The 24,448-nt window shown below is 66.0% G+C and carries 16 protein-coding genes; 14 read left to right on the top strand and 2 right to left on the bottom strand.

From position 1 onward, the window contains the following. Window positions 1-45: 45 nt before the first annotated feature. The 7 genes from K7G82_RS11800 to K7G82_RS11770 all read left to right on the top strand — a co-directional run bounded on the left by K7G82_RS11800 (window position 46) and on the right by K7G82_RS11770 (window position 11,044). A complete protein-coding gene (locus K7G82_RS11800) occupies window positions 46-2,733 on the top strand; it encodes a LuxR C-terminal-related transcriptional regulator (RefSeq protein ID WP_222990019.1) in 2,688 nt (895 codons plus the stop codon). Window positions 2,734-3,034: 301 nt separating this feature from the next. Beyond that, the gene (locus K7G82_RS11795) at window positions 3,035-5,104 is read left to right on the top strand and encodes a TonB-dependent receptor (RefSeq protein ID WP_246623419.1); all 2,070 of its coding nucleotides are present in this window, start codon (window positions 3,035-3,037) and stop codon (window positions 5,102-5,104) included. Between the two features lie 74 nt (window positions 5,105-5,178). Then, entirely contained in the window at window positions 5,179-6,738 is a 1,560-nt protein-coding gene (locus K7G82_RS11790; RefSeq protein ID WP_246623418.1) for a hydantoinase/oxoprolinase N-terminal domain-containing protein, read from the top strand. 34 nt (window positions 6,739-6,772) lie between these two features. Continuing rightward, on the top strand, window positions 6,773-7,867 hold the full coding sequence (locus K7G82_RS11785; protein WP_222990017.1) for an S-methyl thiohydantoin desulfurase family protein: 1,095 nt from the start codon (window positions 6,773-6,775) through the stop codon (window positions 7,865-7,867). Window positions 7,868-7,939: 72 nt separating this feature from the next. After that, entirely contained in the window at window positions 7,940-8,386 is a 447-nt protein-coding gene (locus tag K7G82_RS11780) for a nuclear transport factor 2 family protein (protein WP_246623417.1), read from the top strand. 111 nt (window positions 8,387-8,497) lie between these two features. Further along, window positions 8,498-10,333, top strand: a complete 1,836-nt coding sequence (locus K7G82_RS11775; RefSeq protein ID WP_222990016.1) for a GGDEF domain-containing protein — start codon at window positions 8,498-8,500, stop codon at window positions 10,331-10,333. 243 nt (window positions 10,334-10,576) lie between these two features. Then, window positions 10,577-11,044 (top strand): helix-turn-helix domain-containing protein, encoded by a 468-nt coding sequence (locus K7G82_RS11770; RefSeq protein ID WP_222990015.1) that lies wholly within the window; start codon window positions 10,577-10,579, stop codon window positions 11,042-11,044. Window positions 11,045-11,264: 220 nt separating this feature from the next. On the opposite strand, the gene K7G82_RS11765 is transcribed toward K7G82_RS11770, so the two are convergent. After that, a complete protein-coding gene (locus K7G82_RS11765; protein WP_222990014.1) occupies window positions 11,265-15,389 on the bottom strand; it encodes a YadA-like family protein in 4,125 nt (1,374 codons plus the stop codon). A 386-nt stretch (window positions 15,390-15,775) separates the two neighbouring features. Here K7G82_RS11765 and K7G82_RS11760 point away from each other — a divergent pair, with 386 nt between their 5' ends. From K7G82_RS11760 to lexA, 6 genes are read left to right on the top strand one after another with little or no spacing between them, the layout of a single operon-like run. Continuing rightward, window positions 15,776-16,369 carry an anthranilate synthase component II gene (locus K7G82_RS11760; protein WP_222990013.1) on the top strand — a complete coding sequence of 198 codons (594 nt, stop codon included), beginning with the start codon at window positions 15,776-15,778 and terminating at the stop codon, window positions 16,367-16,369. Continuing rightward, window positions 16,366-17,361, top strand: a complete 996-nt coding sequence (gene trpD / locus K7G82_RS11755) for an anthranilate phosphoribosyltransferase (RefSeq protein WP_222990012.1) — start codon at window positions 16,366-16,368, stop codon at window positions 17,359-17,361. The genes K7G82_RS11760 and trpD overlap by 4 nt, the downstream gene beginning before the upstream one ends. Next, window positions 17,358-18,146 (top strand): indole-3-glycerol phosphate synthase TrpC, encoded by a 789-nt coding sequence (trpC, locus tag K7G82_RS11750; protein ID WP_222990011.1) that lies wholly within the window; start codon window positions 17,358-17,360, stop codon window positions 18,144-18,146. Before trpD ends, trpC begins: the two co-directional genes overlap by 4 nt. Further along, window positions 18,143-18,610, top strand: coding sequence for a cyclic pyranopterin monophosphate synthase MoaC (moaC, locus tag K7G82_RS11745; protein ID WP_222990010.1), 468 nt, complete (start codon window positions 18,143-18,145; stop codon window positions 18,608-18,610). The genes trpC and moaC overlap by 4 nt, the downstream gene beginning before the upstream one ends. Window positions 18,611-18,656: 46 nt before the next feature. After that, the gene (locus K7G82_RS11740) at window positions 18,657-19,844 is read left to right on the top strand and encodes a molybdopterin molybdotransferase MoeA (RefSeq protein ID WP_222990009.1); all 1,188 of its coding nucleotides are present in this window, start codon (window positions 18,657-18,659) and stop codon (window positions 19,842-19,844) included. A gap of 55 nt (window positions 19,845-19,899) precedes the next feature. Next, window positions 19,900-20,565, top strand: a complete 666-nt coding sequence (gene lexA, locus K7G82_RS11735; protein ID WP_222990008.1) for a transcriptional repressor LexA — start codon at window positions 19,900-19,902, stop codon at window positions 20,563-20,565. A 247-nt stretch (window positions 20,566-20,812) separates the two neighbouring features. Here lexA and K7G82_RS11730 read toward each other — a convergent pair whose 3' ends face one another. After that, window positions 20,813-22,906, bottom strand: a complete 2,094-nt coding sequence (locus K7G82_RS11730) for a ComEC/Rec2 family competence protein (RefSeq protein ID WP_222990007.1) — start codon at window positions 22,904-22,906, stop codon at window positions 20,813-20,815. A gap of 87 nt (window positions 22,907-22,993) precedes the next feature. On the opposite strand from K7G82_RS11730, the gene gltX reads away from it, so the two are divergent. Then, complete coding sequence (gene gltX, locus K7G82_RS11725; protein ID WP_222990006.1) at window positions 22,994-24,442, top strand: glutamate--tRNA ligase; 1,449 nt, start codon at window positions 22,994-22,996, stop codon at window positions 24,440-24,442. Window positions 24,443-24,448: the final 6 nt, after the last annotated feature.

The raw sequence follows: 24,448 nt of genomic DNA, 5'->3' as shown, positions 1-24,448 counted from the left end.
ACGACCCGAAGCGCGTGGGAGGCGCGAAGTTGAACGGAACCGCCCATGACCGCGCCTGAACCGGAGGCTCCGGGCCTTTCACCCCCCGGCCTGTCTCGGCGACGCGCGCAGTTGCGCCGGATCGCGCCGCCCGCGCAGCATGTCGCGGCGACGGGCCGTGCGCTGTTGCGCCGATCGCTGGATGTCGCGCGTGCGGGGCGGCTGACGATCCTGATGGGGCCGACCGGTTACGGCAAGACCACCGCGCTTGCCCAATGGACCGCGACGCTGGCCGATCGCGGGCTGGCGGCGGCATGGTACACCGCGTCCGATCTCGATCGCGAACCCGACATGTTCCTGCAGATGCTGGCGCTGTCGCTCGACCGCGCCGGGGTCGACATGGCGGACATGGCGCAACGCAAGGCGGGCAATGCCAGCCCGAAGGCGACGCTGGACGACATGCTGCTGCGCCTGGAGCAGTTCGCACGGCCGCTCGTCATCGTCGTCGACGATTATGAGCGTGTCGAGCATCCGGAGATCGCGCGCATGATCGACGTGATGGTCGAGGCGCTGCCCGACGAGATCCATCTGGTGCTGGCGACGCGACGCAAGCCGCAGCTCAACCTGTCGGCCCTGCGCGCGCAGGGCGCGGTGCGCATCATCGACCCCGCCGAATTGCGGCTGAGCGAGGACGAGATCGCCGCCGCGCTCGATCTTTCGCCCGACACATCCGAACTGGCGCGGATCGTCGAGCAGACCGAGGGCTGGCCGGTGGCTGTGCAGCTCTACCGCCTGTGGCGCGATCGCGCGGGCCGGCACGCCGATGCGCCGGGCTTTGGCGGACAGGTGGAGGAAGTCGCCGACTATCTGGCCGAACAGGTGATGGCCGACCTGCCTGACGCCCTCCGCGCGCTGGTGATCGACATGGCGGTGCTCGACTATATCGAGCCGGCACTTGCCGATCGCATCCGTGGTCGTACCGACAGCGCCGCGCAACTGGCCGAGATCGCGGCACGGCTCCCCACCCTGGTGCAGCGCAGCGCATCCGAGGGCGAGCCCGCCTATCGGCTCCACCCGTTGCTCGCCGATTATGCGCAGGCGCGCGACGGCGATCAGGTTCGCCGCCTCCATAGCGAAGCGGCCAGATGGTTCGCCGAGCATGAGCGCTATGCCGCCGCCGTCCGCCATGCCGTGCTGAGCAGCAATGCGGCGGTGCAGACCCGGATCGTCGGCGCACTGCCCTTTCTCGACATATTCCTGGCCTATGGCGCGGGTGAATTGCGCGCCATCCTGCGCGAGACGCCGGCCGCGCTGGTTGCGACGCTGCCACGCATCCAGCTCATGGCGGCGCTGGCGCATTTCAAGACTGGCGCGTTCGGCAGCGCGCTGGCGATGCTCGATCTGGTGCGCGAACGATCGGCGGCGAACGGAGACGCCACCCGCGATGCCCGCTTCGTGGTGGAGTGCGATGCGCTGGCGTTGATCTTCCTGATCTACATCGATGGCCCGATCGAGGATTGCGAGACGCGGATCGCGCAGATCCTCGCGCAGGCCAGCGCCTACCCCCTGCTATGGGCGTGGTGCGAGAATGCCATGATCGTGGTGCATCAGCAGCGCGGCGATCTGGCGGCCGCGCGCCAGTCGATCATCCGCGCGCGCGAAATCTACGAGACCGGCGGGATGCTGGGTTTCGCCGAGGCGCATCTGCACACGCACGACATGCTGATCATGCTCGCCGCCGGGCAGTTGCGGCAGGCGGGCGAACTGGCGACCGCGATGCAGCGCGACCAGAGGACGCGCCGCAATGCCGAGCCCGTCGTAGCGGCGATGACGCAAATGACGCTGGCGGCGATCGAGCATGAACGCAATTATCGCGAACGCGCGGGCGATACGATCCGGCTGGCACTGGAGCAGTTCGGCGAAGGTGAGGCCTGGTTCGAGCAATATGCCATCGCCTATCCGGTGATCGCCGACGTCATCGCGCGGCGCCACGGGCGCGACGCCGCGATCCGCATGATCGAGACCGCCGATGCGCGCCTGAAGGCACGCGGCATGCGATGCTGCACCGGGCTCCTCCACGCGCTGGCCGGCTTGCACCGCGCGGGCGGGATGAGCGCCGAGGCGGCGGCGTTGTTGCGCGATCCCGCGCTGCAACGATCGGCCGCGCGCGATGGCGCCGGCATATCGTGGCGCGAACGCGATATGGCGCGCCGGGCACTGGTCGCCGCCGCATTGCGCGCCGCAGCCCCGGAGGCCGCGTGCGGACATGCGCGGGCGATGATCGACGAAGGGCAGCGGGACGATCGTATCGGCACGCTGATCAAGGGCCTGGTGCTGCTCGCACGCGCCAGCGAAGCCGCCGGCGACGGCGCAGAGGCGGACCGGGCGATCGCGGAAGCCGTGCGCATCGCCTGCACGGAAAGCGTGACGGCGGCGTTCGTCGAGGAAGGGGCGGCGATCCGCCCGCTGCTGCTGCGCGCCCGAACCCTGATACAGGCGGCGATCGACCAGAAACACGCCGAGGCGATCCTGCGCACGCTCGACGCGCATCCGCAATTCCGATCCCCGGACATGCTCAGCGATCGCGAAGCCGAGATCGTCGCGCATCTGGCCGATGGAGCATCGAACAAGCTGATCGCGCGCCGGCTGGGGCTGACCGACAACACGGTGAAGTTCCACCTGAAAAAGGCCTATGCCAAACTTGGCGTTTCCAGCCGCAAGGAAGCGGTAGCGCGGGTGATGCAGGACGGGTGAAGGCCCCCTATCCGTTTGTTTCGAGCGCAGGTTCAAGCTTGCCGAGAAACGAAGTCGAGAAAGCCCCGGACGCCGGGCGGCTTCTCGACGGCCGCGTCTCGACAGGCTCGATGCTGCTCGAAGCGAACGGTGTGGGTTCCGCTACCCATATTCGCCCGCAACCACCCCATAAGCCATTGGCCAAGCCCGGCCCCGTCATGGTCTGATACTCGCGAAGATAAAAAGGGAGTCAGGGATGATGGCGAAGACCGGAAAAAGCGTTGCGCACTGCCTGCTGACGGGATGCGCGGCTGTGGCGATCATGAGCAGTATGACAGCCCAGGCACAATCGGCGCCGCAAGACCAAGGCGAGGCCGGCGCGGATACCGCCGACATCATCATCACCGCGCAACAGCGCGCCGAGCCGCTGCAGAATGTGCCGATCCAGGTGCGCGCCTTCACCGATCAGGCGCTATCCGACGCGGGCATCCGGTCGACCGGAGACATCATCGCCCAGATCCCCAATATGAGCTTCGATCGCGGCAACAATTACAGCAGCAGCTTCGTCACCATGCGCGGGCTGACGCAGATCACGAATGCCGATCCGCCGATCGCCTTCGTCATCGACGGCGTGCCGCAGACCAGCCAGGAGCAATTGGGCGTCGCGCTGTTCGATCTTGAGCGCGTGGAGGTGCTGAAAGGGCCACAGGGCGCGCTTTACGGGCGTAATGCCGTGGGCGGTGCGATCAATGTCGTCACCAAGGCGCCGACCAATGATTTCGCGGGCTTCGGCAATCTGAGCTACGCCAATGGCGACACGCTGGAGACCTCCGCCGGCGCATCGGGTGCGATCGTCGACGATGTGCTGCGCTTCCGCGTCTCGGGCACCTACAAGCAATCGGACGGGCTGATCCGCAACAGCTTCCGCGGCGACCATACCGATTTCGTCGATCACGACTATTCGCTGCGCGGCCGGCTGCTGTTCACGCCGAGCGAGCCGCTGAGCATCGACCTGCGCGGCCAGTATCGCGATTTTCGCGGCGGTACCAACGGCTATGCGGTGGTCAAATCGGGCAACCCCAATGATTTCCCCGATCCACAATCCAACATCCCCGGCTTCGCCAAGGGGCATAGCGGCGACCTGACCGCCAAGATCGACTATGATTTCGGCTTTGCGACGCTGACGGGCATCTCCGCCTATACCCGCTTCAAGCAGATCTACCGTGCGGACCTGGATTTCAGCAATCCGGTGGATACGCCCTCGGGCTTCAACGGGCTCGGCTTCCAGCTCGGTCAAGGCCAGGATCTCTCGCAAAAGACTTTCAGCCAGGAAATTCGGCTGGTCTCGGCCGACAATGGCCCGCTGCGCTGGCTGGTCGGCGGCTATTATCTGAACACGCGGCGCGCGCTGCGCACCCGCGGCTTCATCGACATCAACAGCGATCCGGCGCAGATCGACAATCCCGGACTGGTGATCATCGACAATAACGAGATCGCGCGGAACAAGGCCTATGCCGGCTTCGCGCAGGTCGATTACGACATTCTCGACACGCTGACCTTGACCGGCGGCCTGCGTTACGACAGCGACGATCGCGAACAGACCAATGTCACCACCGGCGCGAAGCGCGACCTGTCGTTCGATCACTGGCAGCCCAAGGTCACCCTGACCTGGAAACCGCGCAATGGCCGGCTGGTCTATGCCACCTACAGCACCGGTTTCCGTTCGGGCGGGTTCAACGCGCCCAACGTCACCGTGCCGTCGTTCAAGGCCGAAACGCTCGAGAATTTCGAGCTGGGCTTCAAGACGCAATGGCTGGATCGGCGCCTGACGATCAACGGCTCCGCCTTCATGATGAACGTCGACAATTACCAGTTCTTCTATGTCGACGCGCTGACCGCATCGCAGATCATCGACAATATCGGCAAGGTGCGTATCAAGGGCATCGAACTGGAAGCGATCGCGCAGCCGGTGAAGGGGCTCGAGGCCGGGCTCGCCATCGGCTATATCGACACCAATATCCGCAAGACGCTGTTCCCCGCCGATATCGGCAACCGGACGCCGCGCACCACCCCCTTCACGCTCAATGCGTCGCTGCAATATCGCACCGCGATCGGTGGCGACATCGAGGGGTTCGGCCGCATCGAATATCAGCATTCGGGCAAGAAATATTGGGGCGCCGACAATGCGGCGGTGCAGGATCCCTTCGGCATGCTCAACCTCCGGCTGGGCGTCGAGCGCGGCGGCTTCGGAATCTACGGTTTCGCCCGCAACCTGCTGAACAAAAACTATTATACCGAATATGTGCAGCCCAAATATTCCGGGCTCAACGTGGCGATCGGCTATCCCGGAACGCCGCGCACCTATGGCGTCGAAGCCAAGATCACCTTCTGACCCCCGACTGCGCGGGGCGGCGTACGCCGCCGCCCCCGCCCCTTTTTTCAAGCGAGTAGACAGGCATGAACAGCATGAGCGGATACAGGCTCGGCATAGATGTTGGCGGCACCAATACCGATGTGGTGCTGATGCACGGCCGTGAGGTCGTCGCGACCGCCAAGAGCTTCACCACCGCCGATGTCCGCAGCGGCGTGATCAACGCGGTGACGATGATCCTCGATCAGGCGGGCGAGCATCGCGACGCGATCGGCGCGGTGATGATCGGGACGACGCAGTTCGTGAACGCGTTCGTCCAGCGGCGCGGGCTGGCGCCGGTGGCGGTGTTCCGCGTCTCGCTGCCCAAGGCCGACGGCGTGCCGCCATTGACCGGCTGGCCCGACGATCTGGTCGAGGCCGCCGGCGATCATATCTACATGGTGGGCGGCGGATCGCTCTATACCGGCAAGGATTATGCGCCGATCGACGAGGACGCGCTGCGCGCGGCCGCGATCGAAGCGCGCGGCAAGGGGCTGAAGGCAGTGGCGATCTCCGCCAATTTCGCGCCGATCCGCCCCGATATCGAGGAACGCGCGGCCGAGATCGTGCTCAGCGAGATTCCCGATGCGCGCATCACCCTTTCGCACAAGGTGGGCGGCATCGGGCTGATCGACCGCGAGAATGCCGCGATCATCAACGCGATGCTCGCCGAGCTTTCGGGCCAGGTGATCGGATCGCTCGAATCCGCGCTCGCCGAACTGAAGATCGACGCGCCGATCTTCATCAGCCAGAATGACGGCACGCTGATCACCACCGAAGTCGCGGCCGCCTTCCCCATCTTCACCTGTTCGGCGGGGCCGACCAACAGCATTCGCGGCGCCGCCTTCCTGACCGGGCTCGACGAGGCGGTGGTCGTCGATATCGGCGGCACCACCAGCGATATCGGCTTCCTGCTGCGCGGTTTCCCGCGCGAGACCACCGCCGCCAACGATATCGGCGGCGTCCGCACCAATTTCCGCATGCCCGACGTACTGTCGATCGGCATCGGCGGCGGCAGTCTGGTTCGCGAGGGCGAGGCCGGCTGCACCGTCGGGCCGACATCGGTGGGCTATCGGTTGCAGGAAGAGGGGCTGGTGTTCGGCGGCAGCACGCTGACCGCCACCGATATCGCGGTGCGCGCGGGCCAGGCCGAGATCGGCGACGCGGCGAAGGTCGCGCATCTCGACGCCGGGCTGGTCGAGGCCGCGCTCGACGACCTGCATGCGCAGATCGAGGAAGCGATCGACCATATCAAGACCAGCCAGCATGCGATTCCGCTCGTGCTGGTCGGCGGCGGCAGCATCCTGATCGGCCGGCCATTGAAGGGCACCTCCAGCGTGCTGCGGCCCGATCACGCCTCGGTCGCGAACGCCGTCGGTGCCGCGATCGCATTGGTCAGCGGACGCGTCGACAAGCTTTACGACGTCGCGACGCTCGGCCGCGACGCGGCGATCGCACGCGCCAAGGAGGATGCGACCGCGGAGGCCGTGAAGGCCGGCGCGCGCGCCGAGGATGTCGAGATCGTCGAGGTCGTCGAACTGCCGATGACCCATATGAAAAGCGGAACGGTGCAGATCCGCGTGCGCGCCGTCGGCCCGCTCGCCATGCTCGCCTGAACCGCCCCAAGATCGCCTGAGAAAGCAACAGACCATGCTGACCGTGAACAACGTAACCGATATCAAGGATATGGCGCGCGGCGCCGTTCTACTCGGCACCGGGGGCGGCGGCGACCCCTATGTCGGCCAGCTCTTCCTGCAGGCGCAGATCAAGGCCGGCCGCTACCCGAAGGTGATCGCGAGCGAGACGATCGCCGACGACGCCTTCGTGCTGTCGATCGCGGGCATCGGTGCACCGACGGTGATCGTCGAGCATCTGGTGAGCGACAAGACCTTGCTGCGGCTGCTGGCGCGCGCGGAGGCCTTTTACGGGCGCCGGGTCGATGCGCTGATCAGCGCGGAGATGGGCGGCGCCAATTCGATGTTCCCGCTCGCTTTGTCCGCGATCAGCGGCATTCCGGTGCTCGACGCCGACGGCATCGGCCGCGCGGTGCCGCATATCGAAATGACCACGTTCAGCATCAACGGCTGCAAGGCAACCCCGTGCATCGTGATGGACGATAGCGGCAATGTCGCGGTGATCGAGGCGGTGGACGACCGCGCGGCGGAGGATCTGTGCCGTTCGATCACGGCGGCGATGGGCGCGCTGACCTTCGGCGCGCTCTATCCGATGTCGGGCGCGCAGGCCAAGGCATTCGCGGTGCAGGGCACGCTGATGCAGACGCTGGAGATCGGCCGCGCGATCCGCACCGCGCGCGAGGGTGGCCGCGACATCTTCGCCGACCTGCTCGACGTGCTGGGCAGCCGCGACGACCGTGCCGCGCGGATCCTGTTCGACGGCAAGATCGTCGATGTCGTCCACGACACGCGCGACGGCTGGCATTTCGGCCACGCCCGCATCGCCGGAATCGGAGACTCGACCGACGAATGCATCGTCGAGTTCCAGAACGAATTAACCGTCGCGCGCGTCAACGGCAGGACTGTGACGATCGTGCCCGATCTGATCACCATGCTCGATCGAGAGACCGGCGAACCGCTGACCGCCGAGATGCTCGCTTATGGCCAGCGCGTGAAGGTGCTGGGCTATGCCGCCGACGCGATGCTGCGCAGCGCGCAGAGCCTGGAAGTGCTGGGGCCGCGCATGTTCGGGCTGAACGAGGATTTCCAGCCGATGGAGGAACTGGCCTAGCGCAGATTGACGCGCATCGGACGATCCGCTTTGCTGATGGCGAAGCATGGGGAACGCACGATGCAGGCAAGGATGACGGGACTGTTCGGCTTTGCACTGGTCGCCGCTGCCGCCAGCCCGGCCATCGCCCAGACCGATCCCGCGACGGTCCGCGCGATCGAGGCGGTCGCCTATGATTATGTCGATGGCCAGTTGGAGGGCGATGTCGAACGGGTGACGCGCGCGCTCCACCCCGATCTCGCCAAGCGGACGCCGAAACGCGAATCGCCCTATGAAACGCTGCCGCTCGGCCGGATGACCTCCGACGAATTGATCGGCCTGACGCGCGAGGGCGCGCTCAAGACGCCCCGGGATCAGTGGCAACGATCGGTGAAGCTGCTGGGCGTCGATCAGGATATCGCGACCGTCCGCGTGGAGACGCCCTGGTTCGTCGATCATCTCCAGCTTGGGCAATTCGGCGATCGCTGGGTGATCGTGAACGCGCTGTGGCGCCGGAAGCCTCGCCCCGCCCAGCGCTGAGGCCCGGAAAACCGCCGGTTATGACGGTGATGTGACAGTGTGGCTAAGGGGTCCTTCACCACTTCCGCATAGAGATGGGGGCATGAAGATCATGCTCCATGTCTGAACTGTATGTCTGAACTGTCGCATCTGGCGCACAGGGCCTTTGTCCGGCCGCACGGCATGAGCGTGAGCGAACAGCTCGCCTCCGCCGATTTCGCGTACCAGCCGATCATCAGCACCTCGTCGCTGCGCGTCCATGGTTTCGAGGCGCTGGCGCGGCTGCCGGAGGGCACGCCGGCGATCTGCGACCTGCTCGACATGGCGGCGGAAACGGGCAATCTGCGGACGATGGACCTGGCGCTGCTGCGCAACGCCATCGCCAAGTTCGCCGATTTCGAAGCGGCCGGATCGACCCGACTGTTCTGCAATGTCGACAATCGAAGCTATGAAGGGTCTCCGCCGACGATCGAGGGGATCCGCGACGTCTTCAGCAATTCCGGCCTCAGCGCCGGCAATCTGTGCCTTGAGATATCGGAGCGGGATCCGGTGCGATCCGCCGACAACATGCTGCGCGCCGTGGAGCTTCTGAGTGGCATCGGCGTGCGGATCGCGCTCGACGATTTCGGGATCGGCATGTCCGGCCTGCACATGCTGATGACGATCGAGCCCGACTACGTCAAAATCGATCGCAGCTTCATCGATCAGATCGCCACCAACCCCCGCAAACAGGCGATCGTCGCCAAGCTGTGCGGCCTGGCCCATGCGCTGGGTTTCATGACCGTGGCGGAGGGCGTCGAAAGCGAAGCCGATTTCCGCATGGCGCGCGATCTGGGTTGCGATCTGGCGCAGGGGTTCGGAATCGCGCGCCCGACCACGCGATTGAACGAACTGGCCATGTCGTACGGCCGCACGCTGCGCGGCGCGGGGCGGCGGAAGATGAACGCGCGCGTCGCCAGGCTGCTCAATCCGATCGCGCCGCTGGTGATCGACGCGCCGCTCATCGATGCCGCCAACGCCTTCAAGGCCGCGCCGGACCTGCGGATCATCCCCGTCACCGATCGGGCCGGGCTCGTGCTCGGCGCGCTGGCGGAAGAGGATATCCGCCGATATCTGCTCAGCGATTTCGGCCCCTCGCTTCTCGCCAACAAGGGCGCGACGCTGACGCTGGAGAAACTGGTGCGGCGGTTCCCGATCGGCGACGCCACCGCCAGCGTCGAGGCGATCGTCAACAGCTATGTCGATGCGGAAAGCGCCTGCGGGCTGATCCTGGCCGACGAGGGCTGCCATGCCGGCTATCTCAGCAACCATGCGATCCTGCGGCTCGCCTCGGAAACCGCGGTCTCGACGGCGCGCGAACAGAATCCGCTCACCCATCTGCCGGGCAATCGCAGCATCGCCCGGCATATAGAGGGTGCGCTGTCGCGGACGGGGCCGCAAACACTCGTCTTTTTCGATTTCAACAATTTCAAGGCGTTCAACGACAGTTACGGCTTCGCGGCCGGCGATCGCGCGCTGGTGATGTTCGCCGATCTGCTGCGCAAGGCGCAGGCGAAAACATCGTTCGTCGGCCATATCGGCGGAGACGATTTCTTCGTCAGCCTGGCGCAGGACGAAGCGGCCAGCGCGGAGATCATCCGCGGGCTGTGCGCGAAGTTCGCGAGCGATGCGGAAAGCCTTTATTCGGCGGCAGACCGCGCGGCCGGCGGCATCCTGGCGATCGACCGGTTCGGGCATGAACGTTTCTTCCCGCTGCTCCGCGTTTCCGCGAGCATGCTGCACCTGCCCGCGGCGCGCGCGCACCTGACGCTGGACATGGTCAACGATCAGCTCGCAGCCGGCAAGACAATGGCGAAGGGCGCCGCCACGGGCATAGCGACCGTCCGGCTGCCGGAAAGCGGTACGGCCACATTGATCGAACGGCTCGCCGGTCGGCCGGACCATATCGATGCTTTCAAACGCGTCTGATCCGGCCAGGCATCGGCCCCTGACGATCCGGAAAACCGAACATCGGGCGAAGCACAGAAACCCCTTGGACGCTTCTGAGCAAATATCCGTGCACCTGTAGCACAGATATATCCCCCACGGACGCAATGTTGCTGCAATCGAATCGTGCATAATGAGGCGCCAAAACCGCCGCGCTCAATGATGCCGTATCCGGTCTGGTATCCAGCTTTCGGAACGGCGAAATGGCGAGATGTCCGGGAATCAATGGCAGATCTCGATCCTCAAATCGGCGACGGCTATCGATCCGGCAGGATTGGCGCTACGAAAGCCGCCGATCGCGACAATATTCATCGCGCCTGCCTGGAAGACTTGAATGGCGTGCCCGAACGGGAACGGCTTCTGCGCAAGGCCGAACGGCTGTGCATCGAGCGAGCACGCCGCGCGGACTGGTTCCCGGAAGTCCATATCGGCGATGCGGCCTGGAACATGCTGCTCGCGCTCTACATCTCGCACGAGACCGGGCGGGCGGAAACGATCAAGTCGGTCTGCGTCGCGGCCATGGCGTCGAGCACGACCGCGCTGCGATGGATCCATGTGCTGCGCCAGGCGGGCTTCGTCCGCTTTTCGCCGGTCGAGACGGACAGACGCTGCATCGCTGTACAGCTGACCGCGCGCAGCCTGGAAGCCATGCAAGGCTATCTCCGCGGGGTTTCCACCGAGGCGCCGGGCTGAAGCCGGATGTGCCATAAACGGCCGCACTCTGGCATGCGGCTGACCGCCCGGTTGCCCGCATGCGCGCGCTTCGGATTGCAGGACGACAAGGGGGGCACGCGAGCGGAGCGCAGACCGATCGGCGATCGGATCGTTCCCGGATCGATGGCGGAGCGCCAGGCACCCCGCCACCGTTCCGATCCGGGCGTTCAGATGGCCCCACCGCCGCCTTCAGCCCCGGTCAGAAAACGATACCGACACCGGCATTGGCGCCGCCCTGGCCACGCGTGTTGTATGTCGCGCCGGCCTTGACGACGACCTTGCCGCCCGGCGTCGCCTTCGAGACGCCGAAGGCGACCGCGCTTTCGCCCTGCCAGGTGCTGACGCCCATGCCGAACATGCTCATACCGGGACCGAACGCCTGGGGCATGGCGGTGAGAGCCATGGCGGCGGCGGTCCCCCCTTCCGCATCGCGGCGCACGCGGCCGAGATCGAAGGACAGGATGGAGATCCGCGCATCGGTATAGGCGTTGGCAATGTTGACCGCCTGCCCCAGTCCGCTGTTGAGCTGACCGAGATTGACGGCATCGGTGCTGGAGACGCCCGCCGCGACATTGGTGATCTGCCGCTCGCCCCCCGCGAAGCCGACCGACACGCTGTCGGCGCGATCGGCGACCGACGAGGCGCCCAGCGCGACGCTGTTGGCTGCCAGCGCCGAGGCGTTGGTTCCCATCGCCGCGCTGTTCGCGCCCGTGGCCCCCGCACCGGCGCCGACGGCAATCGCATTGGTTCCGGTCGCCGACGCGTGGGGATTGCCGGCGGTATTGTTGACCTGAACATATGCGCTGCCGCCGACCTGGATATTGGCGATCTGGGTCTGAAGATTGGTGATGTTGTTGGTGTTGGTCACGACCTGCTGGCCGACCGCATAAAGTTGCGATCCGGTGACCGCGTCGCTCGAATCCGCGCTGAGTTCACCATCGGTGAGATTGGTGACCCTGGTGCCCGAAGCGCCGGCGAGCGTGACCTTGTCCTTCGCCGAACTGTCGTAGGACACTGCCTGGTCGCTGGCGGCCGCGATGGCGTCGACCCTGCCGTTGACGTTGGCCAGACTGTCCCCCAACCCGCTCAGCGCCGAGCCGACATTGTCGTAGGTCTGGCTGGTCTTGTTGCCGTTCGCGTCGATGCCCGCGATCGCATAGCTTGGCGCGCTGACCGATCCATCGGCATTTGCGGTGGCGCCGCCGCCCAGATGCGTGGCGATACTGCCCGCGAGATTGGTCACGCGTTGATCCACCTGCCCCACCGCCTGGTTGGTCGCGTGGAGTTGCGATCCGTTGACCGCATCGGTCGAACCGGCGGCCAAGGTGCCGGCGGAGACATTGGTGACGCGCGTGCCGCCGACGCCCGCCAGGGTCAGCGTCTTGCGGCTGGCATCGTCGTACTGGACCGCCAGCGCGCCCATTTCGCTAACGGTGGTGCTGAGCGAGGCCAATGCCTGATTGGTCGCATGGAGCTGGGCGCCATTGACCGCATCCGTGCTGGTCGCGTTGAGCGCCCCCGGCGCGACGCCGGTTATGCGTTGGGCGGCCCCGCCGCGTGTGGCATTATAGGCATTGGCGCCGGCATCGAACATCAGCGCATCGCCTTGAAGCGCGGTGACACTGTCCGCGACGCTGTTGAGCTGCGCCACATTGACAGCGTCGTCGTCGTCGACGCCTGCAGCGACGTTGGAAATGCGCGTTCCGTTCGCCCCCAGCAGGGTCAGCGAACCGCGCGACTTGTCGTCATAGGTGACGGCGAGCGCGTCGATCGAGCCCATCTTGGAATTGAGCAGCGCGATATTGGTGGTGTTGATATCGACCTGCTGGTTGGTCGCGTGGAGCTGCGCGCCATTCACCGCATCGTCGCTCGCTGGATTGAGGGCACCGGCGGCGACGTTGGTGATCCTGGTCGCTCCGCCCCCGCGCGCCGCGTCGTAAGCGGCGAGTTTGGTGTTGAACAGCAAGGCGTCGTCCTGCAGCGCGCCGAGATCGGCGGTCAGATTCGTGATCGCGCTGTTGTGATTGGCGATGCTGGTGGTGTTGGTCGCCACCTGATTGCCGAGATTGGTGATCGCCGTGCTGTTGTCGGCGATGTTGGTCGTATTGATCGCGACCTGGCTGTTGGTCGCGAACAATTGCGCGCCGTTGACCGCATCGGTGCTGGTCGCATTCAATGCGCCCGCCGCGACATTGGTGATGCGCGTCGGCGCACCGCCGCGCTGGGCGTTATAGGCGCTCACCCCGGCATCATATTGGAGCGCATCGGTCGCCATCCCCGCCGTCGCCGCCTTCAACTGCGCGACATTGACCGCATCCATATCATCGACGCCCGCCGCGACATTGGAGATCGTCGTGCCGCCCGCGCCGAGCAGGGTAAGGCCGGTGCGCGACGTGTCGTCATAGGTGACGGCCAATGCGTCGATCGAGCCCATCTTGCTGTTGATCAGCGCGATATTGGTGGTGTTGATGTCAACTTGGCTGTTGGTCGCGTAAAGCTGCGCGCCATTCACCGCGTCGGTGCTCGTCGCATTGAGCGCGCCAGCGGAAACGCCGGTCAGGCGCGTGCCCCCCGCTCCCTGGAAGGTGACGAGGTCGCGCGCGGCGCCATCATATTTGACGGCGAGCGCGCTCAAGGCGTCGAGCTCCACATCGAGGCTGGCGATGTTGCTGCCGTTGTTCGCGATATTGGTGGTGTTGATCGAAACCTGGCTATTCGTCGCGAAGAGCTGCGATCCGTTGACCGCGTCGGTCGACGTCGCGCCGAGCGTGCCCGCCGCGACATTGGAGATACCGGTCGGCACGCCGCCGCGCGCCGCATCATAGGCGCCGATCTTCGCATTATATTGGAGCGCGTCGTCCTGCAGCGCCCCCACCGAGGTCTCGAGGTTGGTGATGTTCGTCGTGTTGGCCGAAACCTGCGTATTGGTGGCGAAAAGCTGGGCGCCGTTGACCGCATCGGTCGATGCGGCGCCGATCGTGCCTGGGGCGACGCCGGTCAGGCGCGTGCCGCCGGCGCCCTTGAACGTGACGACATCCATGCCGGCGCCGTCATATTTAACCGCAAGCGCACTCAGGGCGCCGAGCTCGATATCGAGATTGCCGATCTTGGTCGTATTGGTCGCGATGTTGGTGGTGTTGGTCGAAACCTGATTGTTGGTCGCGAAGAGCTGCGATCCGTTGACCGCATCGGTCGACGTCGCGCCGAGCGCACCGGCCGAGACGCCCGAAATGCCGGTCGGCGCGCCGCCACGCGATGCGTCATAGGTGCCGATCTTCGAATTATACTGGAGCGCATCATCCTGCAGCGTGCCGACCGCGGTTTCGAGATTGCTGATATTGGTGGTGTTGATCGAGACCTGGCTGTTGGTGGCGAAAAGCTGCGAACCGTTGACGGCATCGTCGCTCGCGGCGCTCAGCGTGCCCGCCGCGACATTGGTGATCCGGGTCGGCGCACCGCCGCGTTCGGCGTCATAGGCGCTCAGCCCCGCGTTGAACTGGAGTGCATCGTCCAGCGCACCGGCGGTCGCGGCCTTCAACTGCGCGACATTGACCGCATCGGTATCGGCAGAACCCGCCGCGACGCCCGTCAGGCGGCGGTCACCGATATTGACCTCCGCCATCGCGGTGCCGCCGACCAGATAGGCCTGATCGCCGAGCGTCGCGCCCGTCGCCGTCGAGCCCGCGCCGAGCGCAACGCTGGAGCCGAGATGCGTAACGCTGGCGCCCTGGCCCAATGCGATCGCGCCGACGGCGCCCGCGCTGGTGCTGGCCTTGTTGCCGATGGCGATGGCGGTGAGGTCGCCCGCCGTCGCGCCCTGCCCCGCGCCGGCCGCGCCCAGGCCGGAGATCAGATTGCCGCCGAACGCGATCCCGGCGGGCGTTTCGAGCGAGAAGCTGTCGGAGACCGTCTGGCAATCGGGATTGGCGAGCACGTTGATCGCCTTGCCGTCTATGCCGATGGCATTGAGCGTGATCGGCGCCCCTTTTGAGGCGTTGCTGAGTGTGGTGGACAGGCCGAGATCGATCAGACCGAGCGAAACGACGTTCAGCGCGTCCTCCACCTTGCCGAGCACGGGCACCAGAACATCACCCGCAATGTCGGTGACGACCGATCGGGGCAGACTGACGCCCGAACAGGCGCTGACGACCGAAGTCTGCGCGCTGGCCTGGCCGGCGGCACCGCCAGCGAGCGCGAGCGCGGTCGCGAGCCTCAGGCCAGCGACAAGCGATTTCCGGCCCTGGAACGGAATGAGCGTGCAACGCTGATCGTCCGCGCGCTTTTCGGCCCCAGGCGCACAGATGTTTTTCCCCACATCATCCACGGCATTGACTCCCCCACGAAGACAGCCAAGCCTGATCTTCCGCCGTATATGAGAGGTTAATGTTTTTCTTCACTCATAAGGCATGTCACATGATCTACACACCATATTGACTTGCAAAATTTGGGTTATTTTATTACAATCAATTTCAGGATTGGCTGATATTGTGGACATTGCCTGGATTGTAATTCTACTTTGTATCCATAATCACCCACTACCGACCCTTCCATATTGAATAGCAATTTGACTGACGAAAGTCGGCATCATGAGATGGTGCAAAGCAGCCGCCATCGATGTGCGCGGATCGGGCATGAGAAACGCGCTGCCCGACCGGCGACGACAAGCAGGTGCTTCCCCATCGGCGCTTCTGCCGATAAGGCCGATCCGCCATGATCCTCGTCATCGACAATTACGACAGCTTCACCTGGAACCTCGTCCATTATCTGATGGAGCTGGGGGCGACGGTGGAAGTCGTCCGCAACGACGCGATCTCCGCCGGACAGGCCTTGTCCTCGGGCGCGGACGCCTTTCTGATCTCGCCCGGGCCCTGCACACCCAACGAGGCCGGCATATCGCTCGATCTGGTTGCGGCATGCGCCGATGCGGGCAAGCCGCTGTTCGGTGTCTGCCTGGGCCATCAATCGATCGGCCAGTATTTCGGCGGGCAGGTGATCCGCGCGCCCGAACTGATGCACGGCAAGACATCGCCGGTCACGCACGACGGGACGGGCGTGTTCGCCAACATCCCCTCCCCCTTCACCGCCACGCGCTACCATTCGCTGATCGTTCCCGAAGCCGGGCTGCCCGATGTGCTGAAGGTGAATGCGCGAGCACCCGACGGCACGGTGATGGGATTCCGCCATGCGACGCTGCCGATCCATGGCGTGCAGTTCCATCCGGAAAGCATCGCCACCGAACATGGCCATGCGATGCTTGCCAACTTCCTCAAGCTGGCCGGGCTCGCCGTGAAGGAACGGGCATGAGCGCCGTGCTCGGCCTTCCCGATCCGCGCGAGGAATTCGACGAGGCGACGGCGGCGCAGGCATTCGCCGACCTGCTCGATCAGCGCGTATCCGATCAGGCGATCGCTGAATTCCTGATCGCGCTCACCGAACGCGGCGAGACCAGCGTGGAGATCGCGGCGGCGGCGCAGGCGCTGCGCGATCGCATGATCGGCTTCGACGCGCCGGCGGGAGCGATCGACGTGTGCGGCACCGGGGGCGACGGCCATCACAGCCTGAACGTCTCGACCGCGGTGGCGATCATCGTCGCGGCCTGTGGCGTGCCGGTGGCCAAGCACGGCAACCGCGCCGCATCGAGCAAGGCGGGCGCAGCCGACACGCTGGAAGTGCTGGGGCTCGATATGGAGCGCGCCAGCAAGACCGCGGAAGAGACGCTGAAGGAAATCGGCATCTGCTTCCTGTTCGCGGTCAACCATCATCCGGCGCTCAAGCGCATCCATCCGATCCGCAAGGCGATCGGGCGACGGACGATCTTCAACCTGATGGGGCCGCTCGCCAATCCGGCGCGGGTCACGCGCCAGCTGATCGGCATCGCGCGGCCCGATTATGTGCCCGTCTACGGCACCGCGCTCGCCCGGCTGGGCGCCGAAGCCGCGCTCGTCGTTTCGGGCGAGGAAGGGCTGGACGAATTGTCGGGTGCCGGCCCCAGCCGCGTGTTCCGGGTCGGCCAGGTCAATGTCGGCGACATGATCACGCCCGAGGATATCGGGCTGCCGCGCACGCCGACCAGCGCGATCCGCGGCGGCGACGTCGGCTATAATGCGGCGGCGCTGCGCCGGCTGCTCCAGGGCGAGGCCGGTCCCTATCGCGATGCGGTGCTGCTCAACGCCGCCGCCGCGCTGGTTGTCGCCGGGCGCGCCGCGAGCCTGGCCGAAGGCGCGGAGGAAGCCGCCGAAGTGCTCGACAACGGACTTGCCAACGCGCTGCTCGATTGCTGGATCGCCTATAAATGAACAAGCTGACCGAGATCTGCGACGCCAAGCGCGCACATGTCGCTCGCCGGAAGGCGGAAACGAGCCTGGCCGAGATCGAGGCGCGCGCCACGGCGCAGACCGCACCGCGCGGCTTTCGCGCCGCGCTCGACATCAAGGCGCGCAACGGCCATGCGCTGATCGCCGAGGTCAAGAAGGCGAGCCCGTCCAAGGGGCTGATCCGTCCCGATTTCGATCCGCCGGCACATGCCCGCGCCTATGAGGTCGCGGGTGCCGCCTGCCTCTCCGTGCTGACGGACATGCCCTATTTCCAAGGCGACGACAGCTATCTGGTCGCGGCGCGCGACGCGGTTTCGATCCCCTGCCTGCGCAAGGATTTCCTCGTCGATCCCTGGCAGGTGGCGGAATCGCGCGCGCTGGGCGCCGATGCGATCCTGATCATCGTCGCCGCGCTCGACGACGGACTGATGGCCGAGATCGAGGCGGAAGCGATCCGGCTGGGCATGGACGCGCTGGTGGAAGTCCATGACACCGATGAGCTCGACCGCGCGCTGATGCTGCAATCGCGGCTGATCGGCGTCAACAATCGCGACCTGCGCGATTTCACCGTCGATTTCGCACGCACCTATGAACTGATCGGCCGAGCGCCCGAAGGCTGCACCTTCGTCGCCGAAAGCGGATTGACCTCCAGCGCCGATCTCGATGCGATGGCCGCGCATGGCGTGCACTGTTTCCTTGTCGGCGAAGCGCTGATGCGCGAGACCGATGTCGAGGCGGCCACGCGCCGGCTGCTGGGCGCCGCATGAGCGGCCTTACCCATATCGACGCCGAAGGCGCAGCGCATATGGTCGACGTATCGAACAAGGATGTCACCGCGCGCGAGGCGGTGGCGAAGGGCCGCATATCGATGTCCGCCGAGGCAGCGGCGGCAATCCGCGACGGATCGGCGAAAAAGGGCGACGTGATCGCGGTGGCGCGTGTCGCCGGGATCATGGCCGCCAAGCGGACCAGCGACCTCATCCCGCTCTGCCATCCGCTGCCGATATCCTCGGTGTCGATCGACCTCGCGCCCGATGCGAGCGGCGTCAACGCGACCGCCACGGTGCGCACGACGGGCCGGACCGGCGTGGAAATGGAAGCGATGACCGCCGTTTCGGTCGCGCTGCTGACGATCTACGACATGGTCAAGGCGGTGGACAAGGCGATGGAGATCGGTGCCGTGCGGCTGATTTCGAAGACCGGTGGCAAATCGGGCGATTACAAGGCGTGAAGCCGGCTTCGAACAGCAGAAACCCGTTCGGGCTGAGTGGCGGCTCATGAGCGCCCTCCTCCCTGTCGCCGACGCGCAGGTGCGATTGCTCGCGCTGGCCATGCCGCTTCCGGCCGAAACGCTGCCGCTGGGCGAAACCGCAGGCCGTTATCTCGCCGAGGATTGCACCGCGACACGCGGCCAGCCCGCCGCCGATCTTTCGGCGATGGACGGCTATGCCATCGCCTTTGCCGGCATGCCGGGTCCTTGGCACGTGACCGGAGAAAGCGTGCCCGGCACGCTACCCGATCGCATGATCGCGCGCGGCGAGGCGATGCGCATCTTCACCGGCGCCCCGCTCCCCGCCGGTACGGACACGATCCTGATCCAGGAAGAGGCGGCCCGTGACGGAGACACGTTGACGCTGACGGGCGAAGGCCCGCGCAGGCTGGGGCAGCACGTCCGCGTCGCCGATGGCGATTTCGCGGAAAGGCAGCGTCTCGTCGCGCGCGGCGCGCTGCTGACGGCCGCCCGGATCGGCCTGGCCGCGATGGGCGGGCATGGCAAGCTGACCGTCGGCCGGCGACCGCGCGTGGCGCTGATCTCGACCGGCGATGAACTCGTTCCCCCCGGCGATCCGATCTCGGGAGTGCAGCTCCCGGCATCGAACGCGATCATGCTGCGCGCGATGCTGGAGCCGATCAGCGCGATCGTCGACGATCACGGCATCGTGCGCGACGATTTCGACACGCTCGCCGCCGCCTTCGATGCCGCGCGTGAAGCCGACATCATCGTCACATCGGGTGGCGCATCGGTGGGCGACCATGATCTGGTCCGTCCCGTGCTCGACGCGATCGGCGGCACGCTCGACTTCTGGAAGATCGCCATGAAGCCGGGCAAGCCGCTGCTGGCCGGCAAGCTGGGCGATGCGATCGTGCTGGGGCTGCCCGGCAATCCCGTCTCGACCTTCGTCACGGGCACGCTGTTCCTGCTCCCGCTGGTGCGGGCATTGCAGGGCGCCGCCGATCCGCTGCCCCCCACCCATCGCGTCAAGCTGGGCGCGCCCCTTCCCGCATGCGGCGGCCGCGCCGAATATCTGCGCGGCCTGTGGGCGGACGGTGAAGTGATCCAGGCGAACGAACAGGACAGCGCGGCGATGGTCTCGCTCGCCTCCGCCAACGCGCTGATCGTGCGCAGCGCGGGCGCGCCGGCCGCCGAAGCGGGTGAAATGGCGGAAATCGTAGCGCTGGGTTGACGACCGAACAGATGTTTCCTACACGTTCTTCGTTCGTTCCAGCGGAGAACATGCGATGCTCACGCGCAAGCAACATGAACTGATCTGCTTCATCAGCGACCGGCTGGAGGAGACCGGTGTGTCGCCCTCGTTCGAGGAGATGAAGGAAGCGCTCGACCTCAAGTCGAAATCGGGGGTCCATCGCCTGATCAGCGCGCTGGAGGAACGCGGTTTCATCCGCCGCCTGCCCAATCGCGCGCGGGCGCTGGAAGTGCTGAAGCAGCCCGAGCGCGCCGCCGCGAAGCCGGCCAGGAAACAGGCCGCCCCCGCCACGCCGCGCCAGGTGCCGATCGCCGCCAACGACGTGCTGGAAATTCCCCTGCACGGCCGCATCGCGGCGGGCACGCCGATCGAGGCGCTGGAGGGGCAGAGCACGCTTTCCGTCCCCGCCGCGCTGCTCGGCTCCGGTGACCATTATGCGCTGGAGGTTTCGGGCGATTCGATGGTTGAGGCGGGCATTCTCGACGGCGATTATGCGCTGATCCGCCGCACCGACGTCGCGCGCGACGGCGAGATCGTGGTCGCCCTGGTCGACGACAGCGAAGCGACGCTCAAATATTTCCGCCGCGAAGGCGCGATGATCCGGCTCGATCCGGCAAACCGCGCTTATGATCCGCAACGCTACCGGCCCGACCAGATCCGCGTTCAGGGCAAGCTGGCGGGGTTGCTGCGGCGTTATTAGAGCGATTTCCAGTCAGATGAAATCATCTGACGACTCGGAAATCGCGGTTCAACAAAGACTTAGAGCGGTTGATCTGATTCAATCAGATCGCAAACCGCTCTAAGCAGATCCCGTGCACTTCGGGCAGCGTCGAGCGAAGTCGAGACGAGACCGTCGAGAAACATCGCGATCAACGCTTCTCGACTTCGGCTCTCGGCAGGCTCGAACCTGCGCTCGAAACAAACGGATGGGCATGAAACCGGATTGGTCAGGATGAGCTTGGCCGAAACACCGGCAGCGCTTCTTTCGGCCGTGGCGGATCCACCCATGGATGATCGTCGCCCGCGCGCTTGACCGTCGCAATCCGCCCGGCCGTCAAATCGATCGTCAAACCGCCCGTCTTCGCCAGCAATGTGCGATCCGCCTTGATCCAGCGCGGCGCGCACCAATCGGGCAGCCAGCGCTCGCTGACCACGATATCGGCATCGCGGCAGGCGGCGCGCAACTGCGCCGGCTCGACGAAATAGGTGCTGCGCGTGGCAAGCAGCCGCCAGCGCCTGGTTCCCCGGATCAGTTCGATCGTGCAGGCGTCGCGGCTGCATCGCGCGCCGCGCGCCGCGTCGAGATCGGCCAGCTCCCCTTCGAAGCCCGCGCTTTCGGCGAGCATGTCGCGAACATAATCGCCCGCGCGCGGGCGTAGCAGCGCGTATCCGCCATCCGTCCGCACCGCGAGATGGCGGCCGTCGCCCGTCACCAATATATCGGGTGCATGGGTGGACAGCGCCCAGATCGCACCGATCAGGACGGGCGCCAGCCCCAGCCAGCGCGCACCCGTACGCCAGAGCGCGATCCAGATGCCGCCGGCGACGATCAACGCGAACGCAGCGTCCGGCACGACCGGCAGCGCCGCGACCGCGCCTGGCATGGCGGCGACGCCATGCGCGATCCACAACAGCAGCGACAAGGCCTGCCCCGCCACCCACCACAAGGGTGCGCCGAGCCCGACAAGATCGAGCAGCAGCGCCGCCGCCTCGAGAGGCATGACGATGAAAGTGGTCAGCGGGATCGCGACGATATTGGCGAGCGCCCCATATAGCCCCGCCTTGTGGAAATGATGGATCGCGATCGGGGTGAGCGCGAGTTCGACGAGGATGCCGGTGAGCAGCAGGCCGAGCAGGATCCGCCCGGTGCCGCGCAGCCATCCCTCGTCGCGGCGCGCGAGCAAGGCCTTGATGCGCGGATGTTCGACCAGCGCCATGATCGCGGTCACGGCGGCGAAGCTGAGCTGGAAACTTGGCCCGACGAGCGATTCGGGCCAGAGCAGCAGCACGAACGCCGCCCCCGCCGCGACCAGGCGAAGCGTGATCGCATCGCGGCCGATCGCGATGCCGATCAGCACCAGGATCGCGGCGACGCACGACCGGATCGTCGGCACCTCCGCGCCAGTAAGCAAAGTATAGCCGATCGCGGCCAGGGCCCCGCCGCCCGCCGCGATCAGCACCAGCGGCCAGCGCAATGCCAGCCAGGGGCTGAGCGCCATCAGCCGCAGCAACAGCAGCATCGTCGCCCCGACCAATGCTGTGACATGGAGGCCGCTGATCGAGAGCAGATGAGACAGTCCGGCACGGCGCATCGCTTCCGCATCTTCCTCCGGGATCGCGCCTTGATCACCCGTCGCCAGCGCCGCGGCGATCGCCCCTTCCCCGCCCGCAAGCCGCGCCTGGATATGCGCGGACAGGCGCTGGCGCGTGTCGGCAAGCACCGGCGGCGCGCCGGGCTGGACGATCCCGACCGGCCCCAGGGCCCGCCCGGTCGCGCCGATTCCCCGGAACCAGGCGAGCCGTGAGAAATCATAGGCGCCGGGCACCGCCGCTTCGGGCGGCGGCATCAGCCGCGCCCGCAATTCCACGACCGCGCCGGCGCGCAATCCCTCCCCCGCATCGTCCTGCCGCACATTGACGCGCACATGCTGCGGCAAGGCCGGCGCGTCGCGCGGTTCAAGGAGCAGACGCACCAGCCCGCGCGCCGCGAGCATATCGACCTGCACGATCTCCGCCTGGAATTGCACCACCGCCGGCCGGGCAAGTACCGGCGCGGTCACCCGTTCGGCGCGCCACCAGATCAGCGCCATGCCGATCGCGGCGAGCAGCCCGAACCAGCCGAGCGAACGCCCCAGCCGGCTGCCCAGCCCCAGCGACGCCCCGCCGAATGCGATCGCGACGACGATGAGCAGAAAGGCTATCCATTGGCTGGCCGGCGCCAGCGCGAACCAGGCGGCGACACCGAAGCCCAGCGCGACGGGCACCCAGAGCGCGAGCTGGTCGCGTTCCGCCTCCAGCCATGTCTCGATCCGGTCGCGCATGGGAAATGGTATCAGACGTAGGGTATTTTGCAGCTGCGAAAAGCCATGCTAGGGGCGTCGCCGGTCGATCCGGCCATGACATGCATAATGGAGAAGCAACGCGTGGGCGCAAGCCAGGAAACCGATAAAGTCGTCACGCGCTTTGCCCCGTCTCCGACGGGATTCCTGCATATTGGCGGTGCCCGTACCGCGCTGTTCAACTGGCTGTTCGCCCGCCACACCGGCGGGAAATTCCTGCTGCGCATCGAGGACACAGATCGTGCGCGCTCGACCGAGCCGGCCATCGAGGCGATTCTCGACGGCATGCACTGGCTGGGGCTCGACTGGGACGGCGACACCGTATTCCAGTTCGCGCGCGCCGCGCGGCATGCCGAAGTGGCGAACGCGATGCTCGAATCGGGCCATGCCTATCGCTGCTATGCGACTCCGGAGGAGCTGGCCGAGCTGCGCGAGCAGCAGCGCGCCGCCAAGCTGCCGATGCGTTATGACGGCCGCTGGCGCGACCGCGATCCCGGCGACGCCCCCGAGGGCACGCCTTATGTGATCCGGCTGAAGGCGGAGCGCGAGGGCGAATCGGTGATCGAGGATCGCGTGCAGGGCCGCGTGGTCGTGCGCAACGCCGAACTCGACGACATGATCCTGCTGCGTTCGGACGGCACCCCCACCTATATGCTCGCGGTGGTCGTCGACGATCACGACATGGGCGTGACGCACGTCATCCGTGGCGACGACCATCTCAACAACGCCTTCCGCCAGCTCGGCATCATCAAGGCGATGGGCTGGCCTGAGCCGATCTACGCGCATGTGCCGCTGATCCACGGTGCCGACGGCAACAAGCTTTCCAAGCGCCACGGCGCGGTGGGCGTCGATGCCTATCGCGACGAGATGGGACTGCTGCCCGAAGCGGTCTGCAACTATCTGCTACGCTTGGGCTGGGGCCATGGCGACGCCGAGATCATCAGCCGCGAACAGGCGGTGGAGTGGTTCGACCTGGCCGGAGTCGGCCGCTCCCCCTCCCGCTTCGACTTCAAGAAGCTCGAGAATCTGAACGCGCATTATATCCGCGAAGCCGATGATGCGCGGCTGGCGGCGCTGGTCAAATCCCGGGTGGAAACCCGTTTGGACATCAGTATCGACACCGATGGCGAAGCCTTGCTCACCGCCGCGATGGCCGCGCTCAAACCGCGTGCGAAGACTCTCGACGAACTGGCCGAAGGCGCTTTGTTCCTGTTCGAGACGCGCCCGCTTTCGCTCGACGAAAAGGCCGCAACTCTGCTAGAGGGCGGCGCAACCGCACTGCTCGAAAAGACAGGCGAAGCACTTCAGGGGATTGTCGACTGGTCCGTTCCCGCACTCGAAGAGGCGGTACGGCAGGTTGCCGAGGATGCAGGAATCGGCTTGGGCAAGATCGCCCAGCCCTTGCGGGCCGCGCTGACGGGACGCGCGACCTCGCCAGGAATATTCGACGTATTGGCGCTGCTCGGTCGCGAGGAATCGCTTGGCCGCATCGGCGACCAGATCAAGCAGGCTGAATAAGCAGGA

It is taken from the genome of Sphingomonas colocasiae, assembly GCF_019880585.1.
Taxonomy (GTDB): Bacteria; Pseudomonadota; Alphaproteobacteria; order Sphingomonadales; family Sphingomonadaceae; genus Sphingobium_A; species Sphingobium_A colocasiae.
This window is presented reverse-complemented; position numbering and strand designations above follow the sequence as displayed.